Annotated in this window: 15 protein-coding genes; 7 read left to right on the top strand and 8 right to left on the bottom strand. The window is 40.4% G+C overall.

Translation table 11 applies throughout. The features are described 5' to 3' along the window. Positions 1 to 14: 14 nt before the first annotated feature. A complete protein-coding gene (locus AC1DRQ_RS26380) occupies positions 15 to 263 on the bottom strand; it encodes a hypothetical protein (RefSeq protein ID WP_477428336.1) in 249 nt (82 codons plus the stop codon). A gap of 7 nt (positions 264 to 270) precedes the next feature. Next, positions 271 to 969 (bottom strand): DUF3291 domain-containing protein, encoded by a 699-nt coding sequence (locus AC1DRQ_RS26375; protein WP_477428334.1) that lies wholly within the window; start codon positions 967 to 969, stop codon positions 271 to 273. A gap of 73 nt (positions 970 to 1,042) precedes the next feature. Here AC1DRQ_RS26375 and AC1DRQ_RS26370 point away from each other — a divergent pair, with 73 nt between their 5' ends. From AC1DRQ_RS26370 to AC1DRQ_RS26345, 6 genes are all read left to right on the top strand, one after another. Further along, on the top strand, positions 1,043 to 1,519 hold the full coding sequence (locus AC1DRQ_RS26370; protein ID WP_477428331.1) for a GAF domain-containing protein: 477 nt from the start codon (positions 1,043 to 1,045) through the stop codon (positions 1,517 to 1,519). Beyond that, a complete protein-coding gene (locus AC1DRQ_RS26365; RefSeq protein WP_477428329.1) occupies positions 1,520 to 2,167 on the top strand; it encodes an alpha/beta hydrolase in 648 nt (215 codons plus the stop codon). It begins immediately after the preceding gene. Continuing rightward, the gene (locus AC1DRQ_RS26360) at positions 2,164 to 2,766 is read left to right on the top strand and encodes a DNA-3-methyladenine glycosylase (RefSeq protein WP_477428327.1); all 603 of its coding nucleotides are present in this window, start codon (positions 2,164 to 2,166) and stop codon (positions 2,764 to 2,766) included. The genes AC1DRQ_RS26365 and AC1DRQ_RS26360 overlap by 4 nt, the downstream gene beginning before the upstream one ends. Positions 2,767 to 2,949: 183 nt before the next feature. Beyond that, a complete protein-coding gene (kynU, locus tag AC1DRQ_RS26355; protein WP_477428325.1) occupies positions 2,950 to 4,227 on the top strand; it encodes a kynureninase in 1,278 nt (425 codons plus the stop codon). Between the two features lie 9 nt (positions 4,228 to 4,236). After that, positions 4,237 to 5,091: a bestrophin family protein gene (locus AC1DRQ_RS26350; protein ID WP_477428323.1), complete on the top strand. Its 855-nt coding sequence runs from the start codon at positions 4,237 to 4,239 to the stop codon at positions 5,089 to 5,091. A 6-nt stretch (positions 5,092 to 5,097) separates the two neighbouring features. After that, positions 5,098 to 6,000 carry a histone deacetylase family protein gene (locus AC1DRQ_RS26345; protein WP_477428321.1) on the top strand — a complete coding sequence of 301 codons (903 nt, stop codon included), beginning with the start codon at positions 5,098 to 5,100 and terminating at the stop codon, positions 5,998 to 6,000. On the opposite strand, the gene AC1DRQ_RS26340 is transcribed toward AC1DRQ_RS26345, so the two are convergent. Genes AC1DRQ_RS26340 through AC1DRQ_RS26325 form a run of 4 tightly spaced genes read right to left on the bottom strand, consistent with a single transcriptional unit; the run spans position 5,997 to position 9,012 of the window. Beyond that, the gene (locus AC1DRQ_RS26340) at positions 5,997 to 7,376 is read right to left on the bottom strand and encodes an MATE family efflux transporter (protein ID WP_477428319.1); all 1,380 of its coding nucleotides are present in this window, start codon (positions 7,374 to 7,376) and stop codon (positions 5,997 to 5,999) included. The genes AC1DRQ_RS26345 and AC1DRQ_RS26340 overlap by 4 nt on opposite strands. A gap of 55 nt (positions 7,377 to 7,431) precedes the next feature. Continuing rightward, the gene (locus tag AC1DRQ_RS26335) at positions 7,432 to 8,055 is read right to left on the bottom strand and encodes an RNA-binding domain-containing protein (RefSeq protein ID WP_429392726.1); all 624 of its coding nucleotides are present in this window, start codon (positions 8,053 to 8,055) and stop codon (positions 7,432 to 7,434) included. A gap of 26 nt (positions 8,056 to 8,081) precedes the next feature. Continuing rightward, positions 8,082 to 8,543, bottom strand: coding sequence for a GNAT family N-acetyltransferase (locus AC1DRQ_RS26330; RefSeq protein WP_477428317.1), 462 nt, complete (start codon positions 8,541 to 8,543; stop codon positions 8,082 to 8,084). A gap of 10 nt (positions 8,544 to 8,553) precedes the next feature. Next, the gene (locus AC1DRQ_RS26325; protein ID WP_429392720.1) at positions 8,554 to 9,012 is read right to left on the bottom strand and encodes a DUF4442 domain-containing protein; all 459 of its coding nucleotides are present in this window, start codon (positions 9,010 to 9,012) and stop codon (positions 8,554 to 8,556) included. A 226-nt stretch (positions 9,013 to 9,238) separates the two neighbouring features. Between AC1DRQ_RS26325 and AC1DRQ_RS26320 the strand changes: the two genes are divergently transcribed. Beyond that, a complete protein-coding gene (locus AC1DRQ_RS26320) occupies positions 9,239 to 9,445 on the top strand; it encodes a coproporphyrinogen III oxidase (protein WP_429392718.1) in 207 nt (68 codons plus the stop codon). Positions 9,446 to 9,518: 73 nt separating this feature from the next. Here the strand turns inward: AC1DRQ_RS26320 and AC1DRQ_RS26315 are convergent, their stop codons facing one another. After that, positions 9,519 to 10,313 carry an SDR family NAD(P)-dependent oxidoreductase gene (locus tag AC1DRQ_RS26315; RefSeq protein WP_477428314.1) on the bottom strand — a complete coding sequence of 265 codons (795 nt, stop codon included), beginning with the start codon at positions 10,311 to 10,313 and terminating at the stop codon, positions 9,519 to 9,521. A gap of 100 nt (positions 10,314 to 10,413) precedes the next feature. Further along, positions 10,414 to 11,133: a 3-keto-disaccharide hydrolase gene (locus AC1DRQ_RS26310; RefSeq protein WP_477428312.1), complete on the bottom strand. Its 720-nt coding sequence runs from the start codon at positions 11,131 to 11,133 to the stop codon at positions 10,414 to 10,416. Positions 11,134 to 11,274: the final 141 nt, after the last annotated feature.

Here is an 11,274-nt window from a genome sequence, read left to right as displayed (position 1 = left end):
AATGTAAATTACCGTTAGTAATTGTACCTATAATAAGTATCCTTAAAGTCGGTACGCATTTCTATAAAGCGGGAGCCTACTTTTTTTAAAAACTCTTCGTCAAGTAATTCAAAAACGCTGTTAACACCATCGGTTAAATCCATCTCGGCTATCTTGTAGGTTTGCTCCAGAGTACCCTGCTCAATCTTTATAATAAACTTTTGGTTCATGCCCAGAATGGATATTTTAAAATCAGGATGTGGTAGTTCAGCAATAATTCTCATAGCTTAATTATTTCAATAAATCATTTAAAGGGTCTTTTCCGTGGAGCGAGCCAAAACTTTCAATCGGCTTAAAACGGGCAAAAAGTTCTTCACTATACCAGTTTTCGCTCCGGGTTAATTTAATCACTTCTGTGTGTTCGCGGCTTATGTAGGCAAAAGCTTTTACAGCATCTAAGCTTTGCCAAACCGAAAAGGTAGCCTGTCGGTAAACCGGCGCTTCRCCTATGCCAAACGAAGTGATATAGCCAGGGACACTCGTCATTAAGTCGGCAACTTCGTCCACATGCGACCAAAAGTTTCTCAGTCGGCTAATTCTGATCGTAGCTCGGGTTAAAACCACTACAGGACCGGAGTGATCTTTTATATTCGGATTGCCAAAAGGTTCCCGGCCGTTCCATTTGCCGTGACTTTGCAATGGCTCGCACAATATCGTCCAGCTTTCGCGGCCCAGGGTTCTCCACCAGTCAGCAATAAAGGATTTTTTGTAAAACTGGTCAAAATCTTCCCGACTATTCCAACAGGCCAGCAGGCCCCATTGTTGCCAGTCGGGCTGCAGGTCAAAAGTGCCGTTACGGCCCGAACCAAGCAATTTGTAAAACATACAACGCTTATTAAGCCATAAGGGCAAACGATGCAACGCCATGGCCAGCAAGGCAAAAGGAATAAACAGTTTGCGGTATCGTACTATGGTTAAACTAAAGATCATACGATGCTAAATAAAAGATTAAATATGATATTTGCCTTATTTACTTTCAACATAGCATCCTTACTTTTGTAATATGGCAGAGGATTTAAACATAACCGCATCAACCGATAAAACAGAACAATACACCACGCTTGTCCCTCAAATCGAGGCCTTGCTTTACGGTGAACCTGATCTGGTAGCTAATTTGGCAAACATCAGCGCGGCTTTAAAGGAGCAGTTTAAATGGTTTTGGGTAGGCTTTTACTTAGTAAAAGATAACGAGCTTGTTTTAGGTCCGTTCCAGGGACCTGTAGCCTGTACACGCATTGCCTTGGGCAAAGGCGTTTGCGGCACAGCATGGCAGCAGGCTAAAACCCTCATAGTGCCCGATGTTGATGCATTTCCCGGACATATAGCCTGCAGCTCGCTATCCCGGTCAGAGATTGTGGTTCCGGTATTTCATAATGGCAAAGTTGTTGCCGTTTTGGATGTGGACAGTGAATTATTAGATCAGTTTAATGAAACAGATGCACTATATCTGGAGCAGATTGTTAAGCTCGTTAAATTTTAAATGAGCAAAATATATCTGATAGCCGGGCTCGGGGCAGATACCCGGGTTTATAACAATATTGATCTGCATGAACACGATGTAACACCAGTTGATTGGATAGAACCTAATGAAAGCGACACTTTAGGTACTTATTCACAAAAACTTATATATCAATACAATATCACTCATAATTCTATTGTCATTGGCAATTCTTTAGGCGGAATGATCGCCGTTGAAATAGCAAAACTAATTCCCGCAAAAAAGGTGATCCTAATATCAAGCATCAAGACCAGCAATGAAGCCCCGTGGTATTTTAGCCTGTTCAGGGCGTTACCGGTTTATAAACTAATCCCCGGAAAATGGTTTACTTCATTGGGTTTTCTCATCAAGCCACTATTTGGGCACATGAGTGAGGAAGATGCCTGGCTGTTTAGCGATATGCTTAAAAACACTTCGCCGGTTTTTGTGAAGTGGGCTATGGGGGCCGTGCTGCACTGGAAGAATGAAACCATCCCGCCAAATTTGTATCACATCACCGGGAATAAAGACCTGATATTTTCATACAAACGAATCCATGACGCTTCTATAGTTGCTGATGGAACCCACATTATGATATTTGATAAAGCTAAAGAGATCAATAAATTATTAAAGCGTATTCTAAAAAAATGAAGTTAACGGAGCAGTATTACCTGGGTAATGATGTGGTAGCCATCAGCAAAAATCTATTAGGGAAGTACTTATTTACCTGTATTGATGGTGTAACTACAGGTGGTTATATTATTGAAACAGAAGCATATAATGGCATCATTGATAAGGCTTCGCACTCTTATGGTAATCGCATCACGCCCCGAACTAAAACCATGTTTATGCAGGGTGGCATTGCTTATGTTTACCTGTGTTATGGTATTCATGAAATGTTTAATATAGTAACATCGGTTGAAGGGCAGCCACATGCTATTTTGATCAGGGCCGTTCATCCAACCGATGGTTTGGAGGCTATGCAGGTAAGACGAAATATGCCGGTACTTAAACCAACTATCACCTCCGGGCCGGGATCTGTTGCCAAAGCGCTGGGTATATCCCGTAACATCAATGCCATCAGCCTGCAGAGCGATACGCTGTGGATTGAAGATCGTGGGTTGAATTTTACCGATGAGCAGATAACCTCAGGCCCGCGTATAGGCGTAAGCTATGCTGCCGAAGATGCCTTGCTGCCATATCGCTTTTATGTTAAAGGTGATGTTTATGTAAGTAAACCCAATAAATAGTTTGTTGTTGATTAGGTATCAAAAGCAGACAGAAGGGCGAATTCAGGGGTGTAGTAATGTGTTTTCGTCGCGTGTAAAAACACACCCCTGCCATTTCACTGTACCAACGCGCCCCCTCTCAAAAGGGGATAAAAAAACAACACATTAATCAACCACTCGCCTAAATTTATTAATATTGGGGCAATGAATTACCAGAACAGTTTGGCATTTGCCATAGAGCAGGATAGGCTTGACCCGCTAAAAGATTTCAGGAACAGGTTTTTAATTCCGCAGCACCATGGTGAAGACGCAGTTTATTTGTGCGGAAACTCTTTAGGTTTACAGCCGACATCTGCAAAGGAATACATTGCCGACCAATTAAGCACCTGGAAAAATCTCGCGGTAGAAGGCTGGTTTCAGGGCGATGATCCCTGGTTAAGTTATCACAAACAGCTTTCGTCGTCTATTTCAAAAATTGTTGGTGCAAAGGAAAGTGAAGTTACCGTAATGAATTCACTTACAGTAAATCTTCATTTACTGATGGTAAGTTTCTATAAACCAAATGGTAAAAGGTTTAAAATTATTATGGAAGGAGGGGCCTTTCCGTCAGATCAGTATGCGATGGAGAGCCAGACAAGGTTTCATGGTTATGACCCTAAGGAAGCCATCATTGAAATATTTCCTCGTGATGGCGAGCTTACTTTGCGCACAGAAGATATTATTCAAAAGATAAACGAACATGCTAATGAGCTGGCTTTAGTGCTTTTTGCCGGCATAAATTACTATACCGGACAGTTCTTCGATCTGGAGGCAATTACCAGTGCCGCCCATAAAGCCGGTGCTTATGCTGGTTTTGATCTCGCACATGCAGCCGGCAACGTTCCGTTAAAACTGCACGACTGGGGCGCTGATTTTGCCTGCTGGTGTTCATACAAATACATGAACTCAGGCCCGGGTGGCATCAGTGGTATTTTTGTACATGAAAAGCATTTTGAAAATAAAGAGCTTGATCGCTTTGCCGGCTGGTGGGGCTATCGCGAAGACAAGCGCTTTTTAATGGCACCCGGCTTTGATGCAGCTAAGGGTGCCGACGGCTGGCAGGTAAGTACAAGTCCAATATTGCTTCTGGCTTTATTTAAAGCCTCTATGGTCATTTTTGATGGCGCGGGCGGTATTAATACCCTTCGTGCCAAAAGTGTTGCCTTAACGGGCTATATGGAGTTTTTGATCAATAATATAAATGAGCAATTCGGCGAGGAAATTTTTAAAGTGATCACACCCGGCAATCAGCAGGAGCGGGGTTGTCAGCTCTCCGTTGTGTGCAAAAAAAATGCAAAAGCTGTTTTTAAGCATCTTGCAGATAATGGCGTTATAGGTGATTGGCGTGAACCTGATGTGATCAGACTAAGCCCTGTTCCGCTTTACAATACTTTTCAAGACGTTTACAAGGCGGCCCAGCAATTAGCCGCTGCAATTAAATAAATAACAAATATGGTTTACTACAATCCCAAAGAGTGGTTTTCATTTATCTTCAAGATCGACAAGGCTGATACCCTGCGTGAACTTTTCCCATTGATACTTGCTGTGAGCGCTTATGCCGGTGTTGTTACTTATTTACTGATAGATTTTTGGCAGTTGCCCGATACAAGCTTGCTCAGAAAAGTAAGTTATATCCATCAAACTATTGGTTTTGTATTCTCGTTATTACTGGCCTTTCGTATCAATTCGGCGTATGACCGCTGGTGGGAAGGGCGTAAGATATGGGGAAGCCTAACCAATAACAGCCGCAATCTCGCCATAAAACTTAAATATTTGGTTAATGATACCGATGCAGCATTTTTCAATTACATGATACCGCTTTATGCCCGGTCGTTAAAAGACCACCTGCGCGATGTTTATGTGCCCGAACAACAGCAGTTTATCACTATTGACCAGAATAAACATGTACCTAATCAAATAGCATCGGCCATTATAAAAAATGTGTACAGGTTGAATAAAGAGGGGGTGATAAACCCGGAGCAATTATTTAGTGTAACTGCCGAAATAACATCGTTTACCGATATTTGTGGCGCTTGCGAGCGGATCAAGAAAACGCCGATCCCATTCTCATACAATGTGTTTATCAAGAAGTTCATTTTTACTTATATCATGACGTTGCCGTTCACCTGGGCTTTTGATCTGAAATATTTTGTTGTGCCTGTAATTGGTTTTATCTTGTTTGTGTTTGCCAGTATTGAGTTATTGGCCGAAGAAATTGAGGATCCGTTTGGCAACGACGCCAACGATTTGCCGCTTGATAATATTTGCGAGAACATCCAAAAACATGTTGGCGAGATATTAGCTTAATCAGTAATGCTCAAAATAGCTTTCGATCCGATATATGCGCACCCACTACCCGAAGGCCATCGCTTTCCGATGCTCAAATATGAGCTGATCCCGGTCCAGTTACTGCATGAAGGGGTGATTGGTGTTGATAATCTATTTTCTCCGGGCCTGCTAACCGAGGATATTATCATAGAAACCCATGATGAAAATTACTGGCATCAATTAAGGGATCTGACCTTGCCGACAAAAGAACAGCGGCGCATAGGTTTCCCGTTATCAGCTCAATTGGTGGAGCGCGAAATAAGGATAGCCAAAGGAACTATTGATGGCTGCAGGTTTGCTTTTGACAATGGTATAGCATTTAATGTAGCAGGTGGAACCCATCATGCCGGTACAAATTGGGGCGAAGGCTTTTGCTTGTTGAACGATCAGGCTATTGCATCTAACTATCTATTAAATAATAATTTATCTACATCTATCTTAATAATTGATTTAGATGTTCACCAGGGAAATGGCACCGCGCAGATATTTGAAAACGAACCACGGGTATTTACATTCTCCATGCACGGGGCAAATAATTTTCCATCGCGAAAGGAAACTTCTGATCTTGATATTCCGCTGATTGATGGGGTGGAAGGCGATGAGTATTTAGGCATCCTGAATGATATTATACCCAAACTGATCAAACAGCAAAAGCCCGATTTTATATTTTACCTGGCCGGAGTTGATGTACTGGCAACCGATAAGTTGGGCAAACTTGCATTAAGTAAAGGTGCTTGCAAAGCCCGTGACCGATTTGTATTTGAACAATGCATAACTAATAACATACCGGTGCAGGTTAGCATGGGAGGGGGTTACTCACCGCATATCAAAGATATTGTAGACGCGCATTGTAATACTTTTCGAATAGCGGCTGATCTGTATTTCTAATCCTTTGCCAATATTGGTATTGTTTTATCGCGATGGCTTTTGCTGATAATGTTGAACCGAATAAATAACAGTACCGAGGCAGTTGCCAAACCTAATGTTAATCCGTACCAAACACCATTAACACCCAAATGAAAATATATTCCCAGGATATATCCAACAGGTAAACCGATTACCCAATAGGCCAAAAATGTAATAAAAGTTGGGATATTAACATCGCCCATTCCGCGTAAAATACCCAGGCCAACAACTTGTGCACCATCGAATAACTGAAAAAATGCTGCAATTATAAGTAACTGTGCTGCAATAGTTATAACACTCTCATCGGAAGTAATTATCCAGGGTAATAAATGCCTGCCAAAAGTAAATATAAGAGCCGTAATGGCCATAAATACCAATACGATGTGATAGTTGGAGATAGCCCCCAACCGCAGGTTCTTATGATCGCCAGAACCAAAATAGTTCCCTGATTTTATAGCTGCGCCGGCAGATATTCCGCTGGCCATCATGTAGGTCATGGATGCCAGACTAATAGCAACCTGGTGGGCGGCCTGCTGAACAAGGCCAATAGCACCTACCAAAATTGCCGCACCGCCAAAAGCGCTTACTTCAAATGTATATTGCAAGGCTACAGGAGCCCCAATTTTCATGATCTGTATGCCGCGGATGCGATCGATGTTTTTGAGGGCGAAACTTTTTAAATATTCTTTAAAAATGGGCGACCTGAAAACATAGGTAGCCATTACTATGGCCATTACGCAGCGGTCAATAAGCGTACTATAACCCACGCCCCGGATACCCATGGGATGTACACCGAACAGACCTTTTACAAAAATTACGCCCAGGCAAATATTGAGCAGGTTACCCCATATGGAGATCAGCATGGCTTGCTTTGTAAAACCCAGGCCTTCGGCGAATTGCTTAAATGTGTTAAATATAAGCAGCGGGATAAGTGACAAGCTCAGCAGCAATAAATAAGGTTTAGCTTCCTGTACAACTTGAGGCGACTGGTCAAGATGACCTATGAGTAACATGGTGCCAAAGTAAATACCGGCAAACAAAATAATGCCGCTCAGCATGTTTAAAAACAGGCTGTTTGATAACAGTAAACCACATTCCTTAAAATTACGGCGTCCGTTATTTTGTGCTACAAGTGGTGTTAATCCGTATGATATACCCATGCCAATAACCAGCGGCACCATAAATAAGCTGTTCACCAATGAAACGGCAGCTAATGATACAGTACCTGCAAAGTGGCCAACAATAATAGAATCAGACATTTGAACCAGCGTATGCCCAAGTTGTGATATAACTACCGGGATAGCCAGTTTAAGACTTGCGGAATAATAAGGTTTATATTTGAGGAAGATGCTTTTCATTACTTAGGTATACACAGGAGTGCAAAAGTAATGATAAAGGCAATACAAAGGGGAATTAACAAGCCGTATAAAACTCTTCCTTTTCGGTTGTGTTAATTCGGATCAAGCCGGATAGTATCAGATCAACCAGGATTCGCTGGGCACGGCGACGGCCTACTTTAAGCAGTTCACTTACCTCCTTAATGGTTATACGTGTGTTTGTTTCAAGATATTGCAGCAGTAGTTTTTCATTATCTGAATACGATATTAAAACCCCCTTATCGTCGGCAGAGCGCTTGAGTACCTCTAAAACAATCTTACTGGCTAATACACTTTTGTCTTTCACTCGCACGTAGGCCCACCATTTTCCATCATCGGCTAATGCATAATGTGGCTTGATCACGCTGGGTTGTGTATCAACAACAAGCACCAGCTTATCATCTACATAAACCTCTTCAAAAACAGGTTCAAGAGCTGGTCTGGCAAAAAGATGCGCGGCTTTGGTGATCATATAGCGCTCTTCATCTTCAGATTTTACACCTTTAATAGTACCATCATCAGCAACGCCTATCAATAGCCTGCCACCCTTGTTATTGGCAAATGACACCATGGTACGGGCAATTTTTTCGCAGCTGGTAATTGTTTTTTTAAAGTCGAGTGTTACACCCTCGCCCTCAAAAATTAGTTTTTTGATATTCATTTTAGCTCCATTATCCCTTAAACTAATTACTGAGGCTTAATATAGGGATTAAATATTTCCATCCATCTTTCAGGACGGGTTATTTCTTTAAAACCGAACTGGGTGTACAAGCCCTGTGCATCAGCAGTTGCCAATGACCATCGTCTTAAGCCCTCCAGATCGGGATGATTAACTATGGTTTGTACCAACCATTTTGATAAGCCTTTTTTCCTGAAACCAGGTAAAATGAATACATCACAAAGGTAGGCAAAAGTAGCATTGTCAGTTACCACACGTGCAAACCCAGCCTGGTTGCCTTGCTGATAAACCCCAAAACACAAGGAATTTGCTATTGCTTTTTCCAATTTTTCGCGCGGAATGCCCTGGGCCCAGTAAGAATCGTCATTTAAATAATTATATATAACGTCAACATCAAGCAAATTTTTATCGGTTGATATTTGAAAGCCCTTTTTAATAAAGGCATCATCGTTCATAAGTACAGTAGTCATTAAAATAAAATTATAAACTTGTATCAGTAAAATTCAAATTGCGCAAGTATATTTCGTTCATTACAGATACGCATATTTCGCCATCTTTATTATAAATATCAATAGGGTGGTGGGCCATATATTTCCCCCCGGTATTTAACACCGATTCTGCGTTAGTAATATCTTCATCGGTTAAATTGATTTTAAAGTGAAGATCAGACAAACCTGGTTTTAAATAATGTATGGATGATGATTTTGACCATACCTTTAATTTATATCCTTTTTTACTAAGTACCTGGTGAAATAACACAGGATAAAAAGGATCTGCAGCTGCAAAAATGGTTCCACCAAAAATAGAATTATTGTAGTTTTTGTTTAAAAAACTCCTTTTGATCTTAACATGTACACCCTTAAATCCTTTGTCAACTTTTACTACCCAAATACGCTGCAAAAAGAGGGGAGGGTAGAAGCGCATTGCCCACTTTAACATTCGTTCAGATACTACCATAGTTCTTAAATATCTGAAATTTATAAGAAAGTAATAGTATTTGTTGCGTAAAATTAGCATGTCTATTTCCAGATCGCTTTTTTTACGATACGTACTTATAAAGAGTTATTTACTTAATAAAAAAATTTAACCTAAACAATATGCCCGATGTATGGTTAATAGTATGTTTAACAATACATTGACAATTAATCTCTAACAACTAACAACTATGAAAAAGCAAATTTTGGGTTTTGCCCTTGTCGCGGCAATGATAGGTACAATGGCAACAAGCTGTAGCTCTTCAAAAACAGCAAGCAGTGGGTCTGACAGTACTAAAGTAGATTCAGCCTCAGCTACAACCCCAACTACCACACCTGCAAGTACTGATACTACTAAAAAGGACACAACAAAAACCGATACTACTAAAAAACCATAAGTGGTTTATAGTGCTACATAAAAAAGCCCGGATCAATCTTGATCCGGGCTTTTTTAGTTTTTTTGCTAAATATTTAAAAAGCTGTTTTAATAACACCGCCATCGGCCCTTAAAGCCGCACCGTTGGTAGCTGAAGATAGCGGACTTGCCACATAAGTTACCAAATTTGCAATTTCATCAGGTGTTATAAACCTTTTGATTATTGAAGTTGAGCGCATAGTGTTAAAAAATTCTTTCTCCATTTCCGCATCACTCAGGCCTTTATCTTTTGCCAAAGCTTTCATAAAATCGCCAACGCCTTCAGAAAATGTTGGACCAGGCAATACCGAGTTTACCRTAACCCCAGTACTTACAGTAAGCTCTGCCAAACCACGTGCTATGGCTATTTGCGCGGTTTTGGTCATGCCATAGTGTATCATTTCGGCGGGTATCTGTAAGCCTGATTCGCTTGAAATGAAAATAATACGTCCCCAGTTTTTCTTTAACATTTTATCAAGGTAGGCACGAGACAGCTTTACACCGCTTAAAACATTAACCTCATAAAACCTAATCCAGTCATCATCAGTAATATCCCTGAACTCCTTAGGTTCAAAAATACCTATATTGTTCACTAATATATCAACCTCGGGTAATTGCTTAATTAAGCTTTCTACTTGTTGTTTGTCCGAAAAATCAGCTGCAATACCTTTAATATTGGCATTACCGGTTTCGGTTTTTAGTTTTTGAACGACTGTATCAATTTTACTTTTATCCCGGCCATTTATATATAATTCCACGCCTTCATTAGCCAATGATTTAGCTATAGCATAGCCAATGCCTGCGGTTGAACCGGTTACTAATGCAGTTTTACCACTAAGTTTAAGATCCATATTATTTATTTTAAGAATTTATTGGGTTGTTAAACACAAGTGTAATGCCGTTTTATACAACTGTCAGTTTTAGCTTTAAAAGATGTTATTACAGTGACCGTTATAGCAACCTGATTTTAATGTTTCTCCATTCGCTTGATCCGGGATGTTGTTGTAAAGCTATTTTACCTTTAGCCACCTTTGCAAAATTACTGAACGCCGGGTTTTTGAATTTGCTGGTTGCAACAAGTTTATTCCATTCATCGCTGCCTATTTGTCCTTCATAAGTTTTTATTCCGTTAAGCCAAAAGGTTAAGTGCCCTTTATTTTGTATCAGCTTAACCTGGTTCCATTCGCCCACAGGTTTCGGTTTTGATACGGTTGAGTCACCAGCCATATCGTATAAACAGCCAGCGAGGTGATTCTGCTTTTTATTATCTTCAGCATCTTTATTATCTAATACCTGCATTTCTGGACCTGTAAGGTAGGTTGCATTAAATTTGGGATCTTCCTGTATATCAAAAATAATTCCGCTGTTTCCACCCTTGGAAATTTTCCATTGCAGACTAAGCTCGTAATTTTCATACGCTTCGTTGGTAACAATGTCTCCGCCGCCTTCTTTTGGCTGAGACGGGTCAAAAACTATAGCTTCATCTTTTACTTGCCATTTTGAGCCTACTGTATCTCTTAGGTAAGTATGCCAGCCTTTGGTTGTTTTACCATCGAAGAGTAATTTCCAGCCTTCTTTTTTTTCTTTTTTAGTAAGTGTGTTTGGTGCTTGCGCTTTGCTAACACTAACTAACATCGAAAGTCCTGTTAAAATAATTAATACCTTTTTCATTGATTTTAGATTTGGATGTTCTAATGTAAAGAAAATGCACTAAACTGTGCTAAAACGATATCAAATGAGTTAAAACTGTTACAAAGATTATTTCAGGTGAAAAATAAAGGTTTTATTAGCCAGTAAAGTACAACATATATT

The organism is Mucilaginibacter sp. P4_E8 (assembly GCF_056401495.1).
The sequence above is the reverse complement of the archived record's forward strand: the minus strand, read 5'-3'. Positions and strand labels throughout refer to the sequence as shown.